Source organism: Mycobacterium sp., assembly GCF_965229105.1.
Lineage (GTDB): Bacteria > Actinomycetota > Actinomycetes > Mycobacteriales > Mycobacteriaceae > Mycobacterium.
In genome coordinates, this window is the sequence record NZ_OZ245858.1 from 1,943,939 (window position 1) to 1,961,721 (window position 17,783).

General features: G+C 63.6%; 14 protein-coding genes and 1 pseudogene. 8 read left to right on the top strand and 7 right to left on the bottom strand.

The features are described from left to right. Positions 1–72 precede the first annotated feature (72 nt). A complete protein-coding gene (locus ADBZ9O_RS09440; RefSeq protein WP_526530537.1) occupies positions 73–927 on the top strand; it encodes a Bax inhibitor-1/YccA family protein in 855 nt (284 codons plus the stop codon). 57 nt (positions 928–984) lie between these two features. Here the strand turns inward: ADBZ9O_RS09440 and purT are convergent, their stop codons facing one another. From purT to ADBZ9O_RS09455, 3 genes are read right to left on the bottom strand one after another with little or no spacing between them, the layout of a single operon-like run. Next, entirely contained in the window at positions 985–2,199 is a 1,215-nt protein-coding gene (gene purT, locus ADBZ9O_RS09445) for a formate-dependent phosphoribosylglycinamide formyltransferase (protein ID WP_526530539.1), read from the bottom strand. 7 nt (positions 2,200–2,206) lie between these two features. After that, complete coding sequence (locus ADBZ9O_RS09450; RefSeq protein WP_526530541.1) at positions 2,207–3,424, bottom strand: acetyl-CoA C-acetyltransferase; 1,218 nt, start codon at positions 3,422–3,424, stop codon at positions 2,207–2,209. Between the two features lie 57 nt (positions 3,425–3,481). Then, positions 3,482–4,441, bottom strand: a complete 960-nt coding sequence (locus ADBZ9O_RS09455; RefSeq protein ID WP_526530543.1) for an SGNH/GDSL hydrolase family protein — start codon at positions 4,439–4,441, stop codon at positions 3,482–3,484. A gap of 280 nt (positions 4,442–4,721) precedes the next feature. Between ADBZ9O_RS09455 and ADBZ9O_RS09460 the strand changes: the two genes are divergently transcribed. The 4 genes from ADBZ9O_RS09460 (at position 4,722) to ADBZ9O_RS09475 (ending at position 8,754) form a co-directional block, all read left to right on the top strand. Next, positions 4,722–5,774 (top strand): alpha/beta hydrolase, encoded by a 1,053-nt coding sequence (locus ADBZ9O_RS09460; protein ID WP_526530545.1) that lies wholly within the window; start codon positions 4,722–4,724, stop codon positions 5,772–5,774. A gap of 33 nt (positions 5,775–5,807) precedes the next feature. Beyond that, on the top strand, positions 5,808–7,202 hold the full coding sequence (locus tag ADBZ9O_RS09465; RefSeq protein ID WP_526530547.1) for a cystathionine beta-synthase: 1,395 nt from the start codon (positions 5,808–5,810) through the stop codon (positions 7,200–7,202). A 209-nt stretch (positions 7,203–7,411) separates the two neighbouring features. After that, positions 7,412–8,110, top strand: a complete 699-nt coding sequence (locus tag ADBZ9O_RS09470) for an Rv1078 family RDD domain-containing protein (protein WP_526530549.1) — start codon at positions 7,412–7,414, stop codon at positions 8,108–8,110. Continuing rightward, positions 8,107–8,754, top strand: a complete 648-nt coding sequence (locus ADBZ9O_RS09475; protein ID WP_526530551.1) for an Rv1078 family RDD domain-containing protein — start codon at positions 8,107–8,109, stop codon at positions 8,752–8,754. Before ADBZ9O_RS09470 ends, ADBZ9O_RS09475 begins: the two co-directional genes overlap by 4 nt. Positions 8,755–9,525: 771 nt before the next feature. On the opposite strand, the gene ADBZ9O_RS09480 is transcribed toward ADBZ9O_RS09475, so the two are convergent. Beyond that, positions 9,526–10,062 carry an Rv1352/Rv1906c domain-containing protein gene (locus tag ADBZ9O_RS09480; RefSeq protein WP_526530553.1) on the bottom strand — a complete coding sequence of 179 codons (537 nt, stop codon included), beginning with the start codon at positions 10,060–10,062 and terminating at the stop codon, positions 9,526–9,528. 176 nt (positions 10,063–10,238) lie between these two features. Beyond that, complete coding sequence (locus ADBZ9O_RS09485; protein WP_526530555.1) at positions 10,239–11,015, bottom strand: Rv3717 family N-acetylmuramoyl-L-alanine amidase; 777 nt, start codon at positions 11,013–11,015, stop codon at positions 10,239–10,241. A gap of 984 nt (positions 11,016–11,999) precedes the next feature. On the opposite strand from ADBZ9O_RS09485, the gene ADBZ9O_RS09490 reads away from it, so the two are divergent. From ADBZ9O_RS09490 to ADBZ9O_RS09500, 3 genes are all read left to right on the top strand, one after another. Continuing rightward, complete coding sequence (locus ADBZ9O_RS09490) at positions 12,000–12,251, top strand: CDGP domain-containing protein (RefSeq protein ID WP_526530557.1); 252 nt, start codon at positions 12,000–12,002, stop codon at positions 12,249–12,251. A 348-nt stretch (positions 12,252–12,599) separates the two neighbouring features. Continuing rightward, the gene (locus tag ADBZ9O_RS09495) at positions 12,600–13,304 is read left to right on the top strand and encodes a serine hydrolase (RefSeq protein ID WP_526530559.1); all 705 of its coding nucleotides are present in this window, start codon (positions 12,600–12,602) and stop codon (positions 13,302–13,304) included. A 147-nt stretch (positions 13,305–13,451) separates the two neighbouring features. Beyond that, on the top strand, positions 13,452–15,509 hold the full coding sequence (locus tag ADBZ9O_RS09500; RefSeq protein ID WP_526530561.1) for a hypothetical protein: 2,058 nt from the start codon (positions 13,452–13,454) through the stop codon (positions 15,507–15,509). 12 nt (positions 15,510–15,521) lie between these two features. Here ADBZ9O_RS09500 and ADBZ9O_RS09505 read toward each other — a convergent pair whose 3' ends face one another. Continuing rightward, the gene (locus ADBZ9O_RS09505; protein ID WP_526533001.1) at positions 15,522–16,670 is read right to left on the bottom strand and encodes a glycoside hydrolase family 3 N-terminal domain-containing protein; all 1,149 of its coding nucleotides are present in this window, start codon (positions 16,668–16,670) and stop codon (positions 15,522–15,524) included. A gap of 183 nt (positions 16,671–16,853) precedes the next feature. Further along, positions 16,854–17,606, bottom strand: a pseudogene (locus ADBZ9O_RS09510) (serine/threonine-protein kinase); the annotation flags it as partial. Positions 17,607–17,783 lie beyond the last annotated feature (177 nt).

Here is a 17,783-nt window from a genome sequence, read left to right on the forward strand (position 1 = left end):
GACCGGGTTTCGGTTCGTTAGACCAGTGATTCGTGTAAGACTTTCAGGTACTTCACAGGAAAGGATCCGACGGTGCGGGAAACCAGCAACCCTGTATTTCGCTCGCTGCCCAAGCAGCAGGGCGGGTACGCCACATTCGGCTCTGGCGCAGCCGGCGCCGGAACCGCCCAGGTTCATCAGAACTATGGTGCCGAGCCCTATATCGACCAGCGTCAGACCGGTGTCTCCCGGCCTCTGACCATCGACGACGTCGTCATGAAGACCGGCATCACGCTGGCCGTGCTGTCCGTCGTCGCGGTCATCTCCTACTTCATGGTCGGCAACAGCCCCGGACTGGCGATGCCGTTCACGCTGGTCGGATTCCTGGGTGGCTTCGCCCTGGTGATGGTCGCCACCTTCGGTCGCAAGCAGGACAACCCCGGGATCGTGTTGACCTACGCGGCCCTTGAGGGTCTCGGCCTTGGTGCGTTCTCGTTTGTGATGGCCAACTTCGTGGTCGCCGGTGCCAACGCCGGTGCGCTGATCGGACAGGCCATCCTGGGCACCATCGGCGTCTTCGCCGGCATGCTCGTGGTCTACAAGACCGGTGCCATCCGGGTCACGCCGAAATTCACTCGCATGCTCATCGCGGGCATGATCGGCGTCCTGGTGCTGATGGTCGGCAACCTGGTGCTGTCGATGTTCGGTGTGGGTGGCGGCGACGGCCTCGGGCTGCGCAGCGGTGGCCCGATCGCGATCATCTTCTCGCTGGTGTGCATCGGTATCGCAGCGTTCAGCTTCCTGCTCGACTTCGATGCCGCCGATCAGATGATCCGCGCCGGTGCGCCGGAGAAGGCAGCCTGGGGTATCGCCCTCGGCCTGACCGTCACGCTGGTCTGGCTCTACATCGAGATCCTGCGTCTGCTCAGCTATTTCCAGAGCGACTAGTACCCACCAAAAAGGGCGTCCACCACCAGGTGGACGCCCTTTTTGCTGTGTCGATGTCTAGACGGCCCGCGGTACCACGCGGCTGGCTGCCTCGACGGCATTGCCGCGCGCGGTGTCCAGATCCTCGTCGTAAGCCAGGGCTACGCCCATCCGGCGCTTGACGAAACTCTCCGGCTTGCCGAACAGGCGAATATCGGTGCGGGGCACCCGCAACGCGCCGTCCACCCCGTCGAACACCACCCCTTCGGCGTCGACACCGCCATAGATCACTGCGCTGGCGCCGGGAGTCTTCAGCGTGGTGTCAACCGGAAGGCCGAGGATCGCCCTGGCGTGCAGCTCGAACTCGTTCTGCCACTGCGTCACCATCGTCACCATGCCGGTGTCATGCGGCCGCGGGCTGACCTCGCTGAACCACACCTGCTCACCCTTGACGAACAGTTCGACGCCGAAGATGCCCTGCCCACCGAGATTCTCAGTCACCGCCCGCGCGATGGACCGGGCGCGCTCCAGTGCCACGGCCGGCATCGGATGCGGCTGCCAGCTTTCGACATAGTCGCCGCTGACCTGCCGGTGCCCGATGGGTTCGCAGAACTGCGTCTCCACCTCACCGGATTCCCCGCGGGCCCGCACCGTCAACAAGGTGATCTCGTAGTCGAAATCGACGAAACCCTCGACGATGATGCGGGTGTTGCTCACCCGGCTGCCCGACATCGCGTACTCCCACGCGGGCGCGACGTCGTCCGGACCGTCGATCTTGCTCTGGCCCTTGCCTGAGCTGCTCATCACCGGTTTCACCACGCACGGGTACCCGATGCCACCCTCACCGGCACCGCCGATCGCAGCCTGCAGCTCCGCCAGTGAGTCGCAGAACTCATACGGGCTGGTCGGTAGGCCCAGGGTTTCGGCAGCCAATCGGCGGATACCCTCGCGGTCCATCGTCAGCCGGGCCGCGCGCGCCGTCGGGATCACCCGCACCACACCTGCGGCTTCCAGCGTCTCCAGCATCGGGGTGGCGATCGCTTCGATCTCCGGCACCACAAGATCCGGTTTATCGGCCTCGATCAGCGCCTTGAGCTGCTCGGGATCCGACATCGCGATCGTGCGCGCGTGGTGGGCGACCTGATGGCCCGGTGCGTTCTCATAGCGGTCGACGGCGATCGTTTCGACCCCGAGACGCTGCAGGGCGATCAGCACCTCGCGGCCGAGTTCGCCCGACCCCAGCAGCATGACCTTGGTGGCATGCGGTGACAGTGGCGTACCGAGTGTGGTCATCGAGGCGTCAGGACAGTCGTTCCAGCACCATCGCCATACCCTGGCCGCCGCCGACGCACATCGACTCGATGCCGAACGTCTTGTCATGCGTGGTCAGGTTGTTCAGCAGCGTGGCCGTGATGCGGGCGCCGGTCATGCCGAACGGGTGGCCGAGCGCGATCGCACCACCGGAGACATTGAGCTTGTCCTCGTCGATACCGAGCTCGCGGGCCGAGCCGAGCACCTGCACGGCGAACGCCTCGTTGATCTCGACCAGGTCGATATCCGAGATGGTCTTGCCCGCCTTGGCGAGCGCCTTCTTGATCGCCTCGATCGGGCCGAGGCCCATGATCTCCGGCGACAGACCGCTCACACCGGTGGAGACGATGCGGGCGAGGGGAGTGAGCCCCAGTTCCTTGGCCTTGGTGTCGCTCATGATCACCACGGCCGCCGCGCCGTCGTTGAGCGGGCAGGCGTTACCGGCGGTGATGGTGCCGTTCGGCCGGAACACGGGCTTGAGCTGGCTGATCTTCTCGTAGGTGGTGCCGGCGCGGGGACCGTCGTCCGTCGACACCACCGTGCCGTCGGGCAGGGTGACGGGGACGATCTCGCGGGCGAAGAAGCCGCTGTTGATGGCTTCCTCGGCGCGGTTCTGGCTACGCACGCCCCAGTGGTCCTGGTCTTCGCGGCTGATGCCGGTGTAGGTGGCGACGTTCTCGGCGGTCTGCCCCATGGCGATGTACACATCGGGGATGAGGCCGTCTTCGCGCGGGTCATGCCAGGTGATATCGCCCTCGGCCTGCGTGACGGTGCGCTCCTGCGCCTCGGCGAACACGGCGTTCTTGCTGTTGGGGGCACCGTCTGCGGCACCGACACCAAAGCGGGACACGGTCTCGACTCCGGCGGAGATGAACACGTCACCCTCGCCGGCTTTGATCGCGTGGAAGGCCATCCGGGTGGTCTGCAGCGAGGATGAGCAGTACCGGTTGACCGTGGTGCCGGGCAGGTAGTCGTAACCGAGTTCGACGGCGACTGCGCGGGCGATGTTGTAGCCGGCCTCGCCCGCGGGCTGGGCGCAACCCATCATCAGGTCGTCGATATCGCGGGGATCGAGCGACGGCACCTTGTCCAAGGCGGCGCGCACCATCTGCCCGACGAGATCGTCGGGACGCATCGTGGCAAGGGATCCCTTGACCGCGCGACCGATCGGCGAGCGGGCGACGGAAACGATGACTGCTTCGGGCATGACGGCTCCTTGTAGATCTTCTGTAGATTTCGAAAACACCAGTCCTGGGAGAAAACGCTAGCCCGAGGGCAGAACCAGCGGCGCAGGCACCCCGCCCGTTTGGCGTGGCCAGCGCCTCGCCAGCATTCTCAGCCGGGACAGCAGCGGGCGATTCTCGGCCCGGCGGGACTCCCACGGCAGCTCGGGCACCGTGCCGCCCGCCCATTCACCGAGCGCGTAGCAGAGCGCAGGCAGCAACTGTTGAGCCGCGAGCGCATAGCCGGCCGCCGACGGGTGAAATTGGTCAGGGGAGAACATCAGCTCGGGCGCCTGCTGAAATTCCGGCGTCAACAGGTCGGCAAGGGGTACCGGGACACCGCCGGCCTCACGCACCGACGTCGCCTGCGCCCGCGCCAACCGCAGGCCCAGCGCGCGTGCGGTGAACCGCAGCGGCTGCGGAATCAAGGTGATCACCCCGAAGTCCGGGCAGGTCCCGACGACGACGACGGCACCGCTGGCGCGCAGCCGCTTGACCGCGTTGTTGAGCCGTCGTGCCGACTGGGGGATGCCGTTCAGTGCGGTGATGTCGTTGGCCCCGATCATGATGACCGCGGCGTCAGGGGGCGGGCCTGCGACGAACATCGCGTCCACCTGACCGGCCAGCCCCTTCGACGTCGCGCCGACAATTGCCTTGGTGCTCAACCGAATTCGCTTACCTGAATATTCGGACAGGCCCCTGGCGATCAGGACACCTGGGACTTCGTCGGCGTCCGTGCAGCCATATCCGGTCGCGGTGGAGTCACCGAAGACCATCAGATGAAGATCGAAGGGGACGTTGCGTTGCCAACGCTGCACCGGACCGCCGCCGGGTGAGTACACACCGTCTGCCCGCGGCGGCACATCCCAGGACTTGGGGATGACCTGCCTGGCCTTGACGGCCTGCATGGTCAGCAGGTTGCGCGCGCCCAAGACGGCGGTGCCCGTCACCGCACCAGTAACCAGCGCCATGGTCGACCGCCGCGGCGTGCGAATGCCCACGGCCACAGTTTAGGTGGCGCTGCGTCGGTATTCAGGTTTCGCAACGGGTGGCGGCGGGGCGGGCAGACGGCAGGCAACCGGCGGGGAACACCGCGGCGACGGCTGCGTGAATCACATTCTGATACCAGAACCGGTATCAAATCAGAATCGTCGTTTGTTAGAACTGTTAGAGATGTCAAGCTAAGTTACCGATATTGGCTGAGCCGACTCCGATCCAGGACTGGCAAATCCGTATCACCACGTTCCAGCTGCCACTACACAGACGTAGGGGAGGGTTGACATGACCGCACCGAGTAAAGTTTCGGAGGCGTCACGCACTCATATCGGCGCTGGTAAGGCCCGAAAGCCGCGGAAATTTCCGGTCAGCGACGGCGCTCCGATTGAAGTTGTGGAAACGGGAACCAGCCTGCGCGGTCGACTGGTCTCGCTATCTTGTCGCCTAACGGTCAGGCCAGCTCTGGCCGCAGCCAGCTACGTCCCCAACCTTCCGTGGCCGTGGGGTCTTCTCGATTTCGCCTCCCGGGCGCTGTTACCCGCTGCCGGCACCGTGCGAGCCACCATCGGACTGCCCAATACCGACGCCCAACTGGTTCGTGCGCCGGGTGTGTTGCCCGCCGACGGCAAACGTCGCGTCGTGCTCTACATGCACGGCGGTGCGTTCCTGACGTGTGGTGTGAATTCCCACCACCGCATCGTCAGTGCGCTGTCGAAGTTCGCCGATTCACCGGTGCTGGTGGTCAATTACCGGCTGATTCCCAAGCACACCATCGGAATGGCTGTCGACGACTGTCGGGACGCCTACAACTGGCTGCGCCTGCGCGGTTACGGCCCGGACCAGATCGTGCTTGCGGGTGACTCTGCGGGCGGGTATCTGGCGCTGACCCTGGCGCAACGGCTGCAGGCCGACGGTGAGGAACCGGCGGCACTGGTGGCGATCTCACCGCTGTTGCAGTTGGCCAAGGAGCCCAAACAGGCGCACCCGAATATCAAGACCGACGCGATGTTCCCGCCCAAGGCATTCGACGCGCTGGTCGGCCTGGTGGCCAGGGCGGCCGCCAAACACATCGTCGACGGTGAGCCCGAACAGATCTATGAGCCACTTGACCATATTGAGCCCGGTCTACCGCGCACGCTGATCCATGTATCGGGCTCAGAGGTGCTTTTGCACGACGCACGCCTGGCCGCACGCCGCCTTGCTGCCGCAGGCGTACCCACCGAAGTTCGGGTCTGGCGCGGTCAGATCCACGACTTTCAGCTGGCGGCACCCATCGTTCCGGAGGCGACGCGGTCGCTGCGCCAGATCGGTGAGTACATCCGTGAGGCCACCGGCTAGAGCCCGGCGCGCGGTGCCTGACAAAATGCAGGCATGCGTATCGCGCAGCACATCAGTGAGCTCATCGGAAACACCCCTCTAGTCGAACTGAACTCGGTCGTGCCCGAGGGCGCGGGCAGGGTGGTGGCGAAGGTCGAGTACCTCAACCCTGGCGGAAGCAGCAAGGACCGCATTGCGATCAAGATGATCGATGCGGCCGAGGCTTCCGGCGAACTCAAACCCGGCGGCACGATCGTCGAACCGACCTCGGGCAACACCGGCGTCGGCCTTGCTCTGGTCGCCCAGCAGCGCGGCTACAAGTGCATCTTCGTCTGTCCGGACAAGGTCAGCGAGGACAAGCAGAATGTCCTGCGCGCGTACGGCGCCGAGGTCGTGGTTTGCCCGACGGCGGTGGCTCCCGATGACCCGGGCTCGTATTACAGCGTCTCCAACCGCCTGGTCGAGGAGATCGACGGCGCGTGGAAACCTGACCAGTACTCCAACCCGCAGGGTCCCGAAAGCCATTATGAGACAACAGGTCCGGAGATCTGGGCCGATACCGACGGTAAGGTCACCCACTTCGTGGCCGGCGTGGGCACCGGCGGCACCATCACCGGTGCGGGCCGGTACCTCAAGAAGATGTCCGGTGGAGCAGTCCAGGTCGTCGGCGCCGATCCCGAGGGTTCGGTGTACTCCGGCGGCACCGGCCGGCCCTACCTGGTCGAAGGCGTCGGCGAGGATTTCTGGCCCAGCGCCTACGACGCGACAGTGCCCGACGAGATCATCGCCGTCTCCGATGCCGATTCCTTCGATATGACACGCCGCCTCGCGCGCGAAGAGGCGCTGCTGGTCGGCGGGTCGTGCGGGATGGCCGTCGTGGCGGCCATCGAGGTGGCTAAAAAGGCCGGACCGGATTCGTTGGTGATCGTGCTGCTGCCCGACGGTGGTCGCGGGTACCTGTCGAAGATCTTCAATGACGCCTGGATGTCGTCCTACGGATTCCTGCGCACCCGGCTCGACGGTTCGCACGAACAGCCCACCGTCGGGGATGTGCTGCGGCGGAAGTCCGGCGCACTGCCCGATCTGGTGCACACCCATCCCTCGGAGACGGTCCGGGACGCGATCGGCATCATGAACGAGTACGGCGTATCGCAGATGCCGGTGGTCGGCGCTGAACCTCCGGTGATGGCGGGGGAGGTGGCGGGCAGCGTCTCCGAGCGTGAACTGCTGTCGGCCGTTTTCGAGGGCAGGGCCAAGCTGGCCGACGCCGTCGCTCAGCACATGAGCCCGGCGCTGCCACTGATCGGCGCGGGCGAGTTGGTCGATGCCGCCGCCAAAGCGCTGCGCGATTGCGATGCGGTGATGATCGTTGACGACGGCAAGCCGGTGGGCGTCATCACCCGAAGCGACCTGTTGAGCTTCCTGTCGGACGGCTCTCGCCGCAAATAGCCGCTGTGCCACCGCGCAACCGCGCGGAAATCGGCAAACTATTTCGTCTGGCAAATAATCTGTCAGCGCAACGAGGCGTCGCTCCTTTCCGAGGAATCCGCCATATAGCCACGTGGTGAAGTTTTTGTTTTGGAAGTCTCGGCAAGGCCGTTCTCAGGTACTGTAAGGCCGCTCTGCTTCAGCTAACGAGCCGTTGAGTGGAAGGCGACATGACCGAACAACCGCCAGGACCGCCGCCCGGGAACTATCCGCCCCCGCCACCACCGCCGCCGCCCGGCAATGGCTACCCGCCGCCCCCGCCGCCGCCGGGCTCGGGGTATCCGCCACCACCGCCGCCGTCAGGTGCGAGTTATCCGCCGCCGCCACCGTCGGCCGGTGGCTATGCACCCCCGCCGCCCGGGGTGGGCCCGCCCGCATTGCCGCAGGATGCCTACACACCATGGCTGACCCGCGTGCTGGCCTGGTTTATCGACTACATCCCGTACTTCATCATCGTGGGCATCGGCTACGGCATCGAGGCTGCGACCCAGGAGACGGCCTGTGTCACCGATACCTCGGAGTACAACCTGGGCGAATTCTGCGCCACCGGCAATTCGTCGCTGGGGGTGGCCGCGCTGGTGGTGTCGGCAGTGATCGCGTTGGCCTACCTCATCTGGAATCTGGGTTACCGGCAGGGCACGACGGGCTCGAGCATCGGTAAGTCCATCATGAAGTTCAAGGTGGTCAACATCGAAAGCGGCCAGCCCATCGGTTTCGGGATGTCGGTGGTCCGCGAACTGCTCTACGCCGTGTTCGGCGGCGTCTGCTTCATCGTCGGCATCGTCACCTACCTGTACCCCCTGTGGGATACCAAGCGGCAGACGTTGGTCGACAAGATCATCAAGACCGTCTGCCTCCCGCTGTCATGACCGAATATCCGCCGCCCCCGCCCCCGCCCCCGCCCCCGGGTGGCTATCCGCCCCCGCCCCCGGGTGGTTATCCGCCCCCGCCGCCCGGTGGTTATCCGCCACCGCCCTATTCGGGCTACCCACCGCCCCCGCCGCCGTACGGCGGTGCGGTGCCTGCAATGCCCAAAGAGGCTTACACGTCGTGGATTACGCGCGTGCTCGCCGCGCTGATCGACTCCATCCCGATTCTGATCCTGGTCGGCATCGGTGTCGGCTTCGCCGTCGCCTCCGGGGACAACACCTGCGTGACGACCGACATGGACTACGGCTCCAGCGTGTCCTGCGCGTCCGACCCGTCGTCGACGGGGGTGATCGTCGCCGTTCTCACCTACGTGGCCGCGCTGGCGTTCGGTATCTGGAACTTTGGCTACCGTCAGGGAAAAACGGGTTCGAGTGTCGGCAAGTCGATGTTGAAGTTCAAGGTGATCAGCGAGAAGACCGGCCAGCCCATCGGTTTCGGCCTCTCGATCGTCCGGCAGCTGGCGCACGTGCTGGACAGTGCGTTCTGCTACCTCGGCTACCTGTTTCCGCTGTGGGATGCCAAGCGCCAGACCTTCGCCGATAAAATCATGACGACGGTGTGTGTGCCGCTCACCGGACGCTGACCGAACGGATCGTGATCCGGGCGGGGCCTCGCCTCAATGACCTGGTAGGAGCCCGGCTTTCGCGTCTACTTCACCGCAAGCGGAATTCGCGTGGCTAATGGTCATGGTCGTAAGTTCGTCGGGGTCACGCGGCTGGGGTTTGAGTTTGAGGGGTGTCGTTGAGGTCGACGCGGTGCAGGAGTGCGTTGAGGTCGTTTCGGGTGGAGGTCCAGTCAAATGGTGTCGCGGTCGTGTTGTAGCGGTGCCGGAACCCGAGGATGCGTTCGGAGAGTTGAGCCAGATCGGTGAAGTCGTTGGGGCTGATCGCTTTTCGCTGAAGGATCTAGAAGTAGTTCTCGACCTGGTTGAGCCAGGAGGCATGGATCGGTAGTTGTACCAGGGTCGCGGTCGGCCAGGCGGTCTGCATGCGTTCGATGGAGCACGCTCGTTGTGCGACGAGCCGTTGTTGACGACCCAGAACAGCCGCCGGGCTGAGGCGTATGGTTCGGTGGTCATGACGTGGGCGACGAGTTTCTCGAGGGGTTCGATACCGGTCTTGGGGGCGATCTGCCCGAGCACCCGGGCGTGGTGGACGTCGTAGGCGGCGAAGTATCTCCAAACAACTAGACGTTCTGCCCGCCGGTAGCTGTGCCTAAGGTCGTCCGGGCCGGAAGCTATACCGCAGTCGCTTTGCCCTCACGATCAACCTCGACGATGGTGAGTCTGGCGCGGATTCTCGACAAGTGATATTTGACTAATCTTGCGGGAGAACCTGTTACAGGCTTGAAAGCCCTAACTGACCTTCTCCCACCGGCCACACGCCTGCGAGTGGAACAGCTGGTCTGTGGGGCTGATGACAACAGTTTGGCGACCCCTTTCTGGGGCGCCACTCGCGATTAGCTCGTCGAGTGACCCGTCGAGGCCGGAGAAGCGTTGCCAGGTGCAGGGCGGGGCATTGATCGCCACCTGCGCTGACTGATAGGTGCCTGGGCTGATGTCCGTCCAGACTGTAAAGGTCCCATCTCCGAACTCACTTGGCGGAGGTGGAGGACCAAGGAGAACTCGAGCCCCTCGTCCGTCGTCAACAGATGGCGCCACCACGGTTTCTCTTGCAGTCGAATGGGACTCCGGGTCGGTGATCCACTGGGCGCCGCTCGGGGTGCTCGTCGCAGGAATAGGGGCGGCAACCGAGGTGGTCTGAACCGCGTTGGGGGAAGCGAGGCGCACAGCGGCTGTTCCGATGAGCAGTCCGAGGACCACGGCCAGCGCGATAACGGGTAATGAGCTTCGACGTCCGCGCACCTGCGAAGGTCTTTTGAGGTCGAACACTCCCCTAGTCCCCCTACCTCAGCCCAATATGCTTGAAGGGTATCTCTCATTCCGCCCTCGAATCTTGGCGTATGCCAAATCGCTTCAGATGGTCTTACTTCGCCGGCAATGCGACGATGATGGGTGATCAACGGCGCGATAAGGATTTCGGCGTCGGCCAGCCTCATCATCCAGGGTTAACTCGCAGGAACCTTCTGCTGGAGATAAGCAACGATGCCCTGGGTGACGTCAGAGGCGTAGCGTGCACGGCCGTCCTCGCTCTCCATCATTGCGGCGTCGGCGCTGTTACGCATATTGCCGAGCTCGACCAGCACAGCGGGGTAGGCAGCAAGGTTTAGGCCAGCGAGGTCAGAACGCCCGTAAAGTCCGTCTGTCCCGATGTAGGTGGCTTCTTCGAGTCCCGCGGCGGCGAGCGTATCCCGCATGGTTGTGGCGAGCTGTACAGCGGGGCCCGCCTGCACATCATTAAGAGGAGGCGCTGAGTAGTTCACGTGAAATCCCCGCCCAGATGAAGGTCCGCCGTCGGCGTGGATGCTCACGATCGCGTCTGGGTGCATAGCGTTTGCCTGCGCAGCGCGTGCGTCAATGCAAGGTCCGGTTCCACTGTCGTCGGGCCGGGAGAGCTGCGTATGAACGCCCATCTGTTCAAGTGCGTCACGCACCTGAAGCACAACCTCCCAGTTCAAAGTGTGCTCGGGATAGCCATCGTTGGTGCTGGTACCCGTAGTCCCGCAATTCTTTTCGCCGCCACGTCCGTTGGGCACTTGCCGCGTGATCGACTCATCGTTGGCGCCGCTGTGACCCGGATCCAGAAAGACGGTCATACCAGCAATACCTGCCGCGGCAGATGCCGAAGCGGTTGAAGCAAGCGAGGAGACAACTGCCAGCAACAACGCGCCCGTCTGAAACAATGCGCGTGCCGTTGCCCGGCGTGTGCCCACCTCATGACGCATCGCGTCAGCGTATCAACGGGCAGGCGACCCAGCCGGGGTACTGACCCCGCTGCGGTGTTACTCGAGCCATTGGTAGAGATAGATGATGGCGAAGTCGCCGCCAGTGCAGGTGACCCATCCACCGTTGGCAGCACAGGTGACGGCGTAGCTGTCACTGGTAACGGGGCTGTCCGCCGTGATCTGCCGAGGGGCCTGACTCGGAGGCCCGCTGGCTCCGTACGCAATACGGACTGCCTCGGCAAAAGGACCCGGGTTGGCAAAACTGGACTGTCCGCGTGCCAGGACACGGCGTTGCAGCCGCCGGGAGGACCCCGCTTGCGCCTGACGACGGGCCAGCGGGTGCTGACGCCGTAGGCGCTGATGCGGACGCGGTAGGAGCTGGCGCTGAAGCAGAGGCTTGCACGGCAGAAGTGAGCGAAACTCGTTTCACATTAACTAGCACCGCAGTATCGGGGACGCTAATCATTGTTCGGCCGTCGACGGAGTAGTTGTCGATCATGCCATCGCCCACGTCGCAGCTGTAGTCACTCACATCCGTATTCGGTCTCGCGCGGATTCAACACGCCGTGGTCACCCGCAGGGCCCATCGATGCGTGGAGTTCGGCTGCTCCAGTTGTGCAGTCCCACCCGTTTGCGTGCTGTCCCGACCGCGCTCAGGCTATGCCGCCACTTCGGGTGTTACGGGTGGTTCGCGTGTGACAAAAGCGAATTAAACCGTGTAGTCCCAACGTATTAATCACCTAATTCATATGTCGTCCGAACGTCTCATAAGGCGCCAGGGCACTTTATGAATTAAACGCCGCGGAGTAACTTTCCCGTTGTGAAAACGTCGCACAGCTGATATCAACTCGCGGTTGAAATCGGACTCCATCAGGTCTTTTGTGGCGCTTCGTTCTCACTTATCGGATGGCACATCAATTCATCGCGGGAATAACACCCGTGTACTCGTGCGCCCGAAAAGGCGAACAAGGAAAGGAAATGCAAATGAAGAAGTTCATCGTTCCGGTAGCCACGGCGGTGCTCGCATTCGGCGGAATTCAATTCGCGCCACCAGCATCCGCCGGCTGTCAAAGCGTTTTCATCGGCATCTTCGGCGGCGGAGAACGTTGCGATGGCCCCGTCGATCCGGTGGGCTACTACACCCGCTGCGACCGCGGCCAGGGGTTGGGATTCGGTGGGTCGAATTGCTACACACTCAACGTTGGGGATCCCAACCAGCCACCGCGCATTCCATGATTCCCGACGTTGCCGATCCGCTACTGGGTGCCACCCTGCGAAAGGCCAGTTAACAGGTCGGGTTTGGCGAGCAATTCCCAGTAGTCTCACATGATGTCCATGCGCCAGGCCCCGCCCGCGAACCATCGACGTCCTCGGGAGTCGAACGCACGCTTGAAGATCGCCATCTGTGTGCTCGTTGTCGTGACTGTCGCCGCCGTGGGCGGTGTTGTGGCATGGCGTCGTTTTGCCGCGAATATCCCAGTCGCTTCGGCATCGCCCACGGCAACCGATTCGACTGCCATCCCGGCACCCTCTCGGCCCTCGCCAACAGTGATCCCGGCAGCACCGGCTGATAATGGGTTGGCCTTGTCATTCGACGAATTTGCGCAAAACATCGGCGCTGATGTCGGCTTGGCCTTCGCGCCTTTGGGCGAGCCTGGCCAGGTGCAGACCTTCGGTGAATGGTCCAGCCTGCCCGCGTGGTCCACGATTAAGGTGCCATTGGCTCTGGCGGTGCTCGACGAGTTGGGATCGGTCAGTGCGGCTATGCAGTCAGCTATCACCGCGTCGGATAATGCAGCCGCGGAGTCGATGTGGGAGGAACTCGGCGGCGGCGAAGCGGCGGCGAGCAAGGTCGAATCGATCCTCGCCGCGGCCGGCGATCCCCAAACAGATGTCCCCAGCGCTTTAAGGCGATCAGGATTTTCTATCTTCGGTCAGACCGACTGGTCACTGGCCGATCAGGTGCGTTTCCTCGGCCATATCGCATGCGACTCTCGTTCGAAGCCGGTGCTGGATTTGATGGGGCAGATCACCTCAGGGCAGCGGTGGGGAATCGGCGGGATCGACGGCGCTCAGTTCAAGGGCGGATGGGGTCCAGGAACTGACGGGCTTTACCTGGTTCGCCAGTACGGAGTCATACCGACGGCGACGGGCAAGGTCGCAGTCGCGATTGCAGCCGTGGCCGACTCCGGGACCTTCGAAGGCGGTACCGCGGCGTTGGACAGTCTCACCGGATGGCTACAGGATCACCTCGACCAGTTGGGCGGCGGCCAATGTCCGAGCGCCTGATAAGGGGTTGGCAATGTGGAGAATCCATAGAGTGCTCCATTTGGTGTCCGCCGAACGAGGGATAGTGACGACCAACTGTTCGTGTGAAGATGCAGGCCTGCTGGTGCACTGAGTGCCTGTTGCTGGCGACGAGGAGAAGGTAGCGCGGTGCTGCGGCTCGACAACGGTGCAGTTATCCAGCTTGGTGCGGTGTTGGCGCGAGCCGGTGAGGGCACCATCTACGAGGTTGTCGACCGTGGTGGCTGGGTCGCGAAAATCTTCCACACCGACTTGAAAGACCTTGCCGCCAAACGCGCCAAAGTCGTCGCGATGACTACGTCGCAGCCCCAGGGGGCGATGGAATCAGACGGGTTCGTCGTGCTGACATGGCCCCTCCACACCGTCGTTGGCGATGACGGCGTAGCTGGGTACGTCATGCCTCGGGTCGACACCGCCAACGCTGTTGAGATCCACACAGTCAGCAATCCGTCCAACCGGGCCAGCCCGCTTCCTTCGGCCCCGCAGTGGACACCGCACGTGACGTGGCACCACTTGGTCAATATCGCGGCGAACCTGTGCCTGGCGGTTGAGACGGTGCACCGCGTCGATGCCGTGATCGGCGACTTTCAGGAACGCAACATTCTGGTCAACGACACGACTCGGGTTTCGTTGGTCGACTGCGATTCCATGCAGTTCACCGATGACTCGGGACATCAGTTCCTGTGCGGCGTAGGGCGACCCGAATTCACCGCGCCTGAGCTCGCGCGGCTCAACCTCGCGCGCGTGGCACGTGAACAGCCTTCGGACCTTTTCGCGCTTGCTGTGCATGTGCATCTCCTCCTCATGGGTGGCAACCACCCGTTCATGCGAGGCAACTGGACTGGAGGCGGTGAACAACCTGACGCGCTCACCCTGGCCGCGGCCGGACAGTGGGCAGGCGGGCCGGGGTCGAAGTTTCATACCCATGAAGTGGCGCCGCCACCGTCGTTCCTGCCTCCGGAGATAGAGCGTCTGTTCGTGCGGGCGTTCACCGATGGCGCGCGCGACCCCCACCTTCGCCCGTCTGCGGCTGAGTGGCGACACCACCTGCAGGTCCTTCGCGTCCGAACGTGCCCGCGCGGGCACCAGCTACCCATCGAGACAGAACAGTGTCCTTGGTGCGCGATCGACGATATCCGTGCAGTACGCCGAAGTGGGCAGATGTCGATCCCGCAGCGAGCAATGCCGGTGATTGCCCAAAGCCCTCCGGCCGCGATTCCCTATCTGCCCCCGCGGGACCCCATGCTGGCAGGTTCTGCACCCGGTCCGGGTAACAGGAACCTTCTGATTGGTCTGGGTGCCGTGGGTGTTGTGGTCGCCACAGTGGTGGCACTGATTCTGACATTGGGGGGGTCAGACTCAGGTGATACAACGACCAGCGCAGGTCCTGGCGGTAGTGGCTCTCGCCCAGATTCAAGCGAGATCTGCACCAGCGCAGTGACTTTCGGTCAAGGATCGCTCAGCCTGACTCCGGCGGGACTGGCTGTCGACGTTCCTGTGCGGTCGAACTGTGATGCTGGCTTGGAACTTTCCGGAGCCAACGTTCAGGTCGCGGTGTCTGACGGCGCGAAGGACGTGGCAGCGGGGATCTTCAATCTCACCGCGCAGCCGATCTCCGTCGATGGCAGCATGACGCAACGCTTCGTCTTTCCGGCCGGAATGTACTGGCGACCACCAGAATTGGTGTCATCGAGTGTCAATGTGCAAGTTTCGGGATATGCCGAGGACACGAGCGGGGGCTCGAACAGTCCGGCGGTCTTGACGGCAGTTCAGCCGACCGCGCCTGCGCATGGGACGGCGGACGGTGTGGCGGGCGCGGCGCTGAGGGAACTGGCCGACTCGGACTACTCGTTTGTGCGCAGCAACCTGGCGAACCACTGGATACCCCAGCTCAGCTCGAAGAAAGTGGGGCTGGTCACCGACGGGATCACCTATGCCGATCCCGACATCTTGCGCAACCATCTGATGCTGCGGCAGCAGTATGACGGCGTCCGACTGGTTTGGTCGGGGAGTTGGACCACCTTCAGCGGTCCGGACTGGTGGGTGACCGTGGTGGGCTCGACGTATGGGGACTCGGCCGCGGCGAACAGTTGGTGCGACGTGCACAACATCGACAGATGGAACTGTCTGGCCAAGTACATCAGCGACACAGCTGGCCCGGACGGTACGACCGTGACGCGCCCCTGAGGCCTGACGGTGTCAGCGGGTGCAGGCGAGTCCAGGATCTTTGGTCACCGCCATGTGCCGCACCGCATCGTCGACACGGGCTTCCTGGAGTTCGCCGTCCGTGACGGCCGCCTCAAGGCGATCGAGTACGGCCGGCACCTGGGCGGTGCTGATCCACAACGCGGTATCCGCGCCGGCTTGCAGTGCTTTGAGTGCCGCCTCGGCCACCCCATAGCGCTGATTGATGGCACCCATGCTCGATAAGTCGTCGGTGAAGATCGGCCCGTCGAAGGGTGGTCCACCATAATTGCCCTGGCGTAGAAGCAAATACGCCGCCGCGGATAGGCTCGCAGGATCCGTGCCGGTCAGGTCGGGAACCTGCATGTGGCCGACCATCACGCCAACCGGCAGGTCGGTGGTGAGTGTCTGGTAGGGGACGAGATCCTGCTGCCGCAGATCGTCGAGAGGAGGTGTTACGACGCCACCTTGGTGGGAATCTCCCGATGCGCGCCCATGGCCGGGGAAATGCTTGAGTACCGGCAGCAGTCCGGCGTCGCGTAACCCCTGTGCGTAGGCGCCGGCATATTCGGTCACGGTTTCGGCGACGTTGCTGAACGACCGGTCACCGATGACGGTGTTGTCGGCGGCACCGGTCACGTCGACCACCGGTGCGAAATCGATGGTGATACCGAAGTCGCGCATCTTGCGGCCCCGTTCGAAGGCTATGTCGTGCACCTCCTGCGTCGAGGTGCCCTCGTCGACCAATTGTCGAGGTGAATCCTGAGAGGTCAGAAGAGATTTCAATCGCTGAACGCGACCTCCTTCCTCGTCCACGCTGACTGCGAGGGGGATCGGTCGCGGCGCGGTCTGAAGTTCGCGTAAGGCCCCCGAGGTCAGCATGCTCAGGTCGGTCCAGCTGGTGATGAAGATCCCGCCGACGCTTTGATCGTTGACCACGGCCGTAGCGTCGTCGATATCGGTGACACCGACCATCAGGGTCTGCGCGAGTCGTTGGCGCGTGTTCAGTCCGGCCAGCGCCTCGTCGAGTTTATGGCAGGCCGAAACTGGTGCCGCGGCAGTGGAAATCGGCGCCGCCGGAGACGGGTCCGCAGGGATCGGCACTGGCTTCTCGTGACTGAACAAGACTGCGGCGACGGTCAGTGCCACAGTCACGGCCAAGATCGCGGCGGTGGGTACCCACACTGATCGGCCGGCCGGTCTTTTCGCTGGCTCGGACTCCTCCGACGACCTTCTGCGTGGTTCAGGTTCAGTGCGCGGTGCCTGGATCCGGGTCGGCGGGAGCGATTTGGCCGACGACGGAGAGGTCAGAGCCTCGATGAACTCACCACACGAGGTGAACCGGGCCGCTGGGTCAAATGCGAAGGCCCGAGCGAAGATGTCCGTCAGTCCGTCGGCGGTGGCTGCGGCACTGCTTAATGCCTGCGTATCGAAGTCGAGATGTCCGGCGGTGGTGACGATTCGGCGGTCGCCGGGAAATGCCTGTCCGCCGGTAATCAGGTGGAACATGGTTGCGGCCAGTGCGAACTGGTCGCCGCGGCTGGTGGGAACCGCGCCAGACAGCACCTCGGGTGCCGCATACGCATCACCAGATGCTCTGGTGCTCTGATTCCGCTGACCGAAGTCGTTGATTGCGATGCGGTAGTTTTTCGAAAATGGTTCGTAGAGAAGAATGTTGGTCGGTTTGACGGATCCGTGTACCACTCTGTGGTGAGAGGTCTCGTCGAGGGCATGTGCGATGTGATCGGCGATGACGCAGAGGCTGCTAAGTGGGATTCCGGACGGAAAGCGCTGATTGAGGAGATTCCTGGCGTTTGTTCCGGTGATGAATTCGGTTGCTACCCAGCACCGTCCATCGGATTCGCCGAAGTCGATCACACGCGGCGTGCCACGCGGGGCAAGTCGTGACAGTGTTTCGTTGGTCTGTCTAAACCGCTTTCGAAAGTCGTCGTCAGGAGCTGCGCCTCGGCGCAGGATCTTCAGACGCAACACTTGGTGGGCGTCGGAACGGATCGCCAGATAGCTGGTGCCGTTCGCGCCCGACCCGACGAATTCGGTGATCGTGAAGCCGGCATACCGATCCCCGCTTGCTAACGGCACGGACCGCGTCCCAGGGAAGAGTGCGGGGTCGCCGCAATCCGTGGGCGGGTGGCACTGCGGACGAACCGACGACGATTCACCCGATATGCCCCTTCTATGGGTGAGGGTGCGTGAAACACGATCAGTGCAAATGCTGTCATCTCGGTTGCTGGTGGTCCGTCATCCGTTCGGCTGACA

What these genes read in the sequence shown, in the direction of transcription:
- purT (WP_526530539.1), bottom strand. Translation starts at nt 2,199, where the DNA reads ATGACCACACTCGGTACGCCACTGTCACCGCATGCCACCAAGGTCATG.
- ADBZ9O_RS09450 (WP_526530541.1), bottom strand. Translation starts at nt 3,424, where the DNA reads ATGCCCGAAGCAGTCATCGTTTCCGTCGCCCGCTCGCCGATCGGTCGC.
- ADBZ9O_RS09460 (WP_526530545.1), top strand. Translation starts at nt 4,722, where the DNA reads ATGACCGCACCGAGTAAAGTTTCGGAGGCGTCACGCACTCATATCGGC.
- ADBZ9O_RS09465 (WP_526530547.1), top strand. Translation starts at nt 5,808, where the DNA reads ATGCGTATCGCGCAGCACATCAGTGAGCTCATCGGAAACACCCCTCTA.
- ADBZ9O_RS09470 (WP_526530549.1), top strand. Translation starts at nt 7,412, where the DNA reads ATGACCGAACAACCGCCAGGACCGCCGCCCGGGAACTATCCGCCCCCG.
- ADBZ9O_RS09475 (WP_526530551.1), top strand. Translation starts at nt 8,107, where the DNA reads ATGACCGAATATCCGCCGCCCCCGCCCCCGCCCCCGCCCCCGGGTGGC.
- ADBZ9O_RS09485 (WP_526530555.1), bottom strand. Translation starts at nt 11,015, where the DNA reads ATGCGTCATGAGGTGGGCACACGCCGGGCAACGGCACGCGCATTGTTT.
- ADBZ9O_RS09490 (WP_526530557.1), top strand. Translation starts at nt 12,000, where the DNA reads ATGAAGAAGTTCATCGTTCCGGTAGCCACGGCGGTGCTCGCATTCGGC.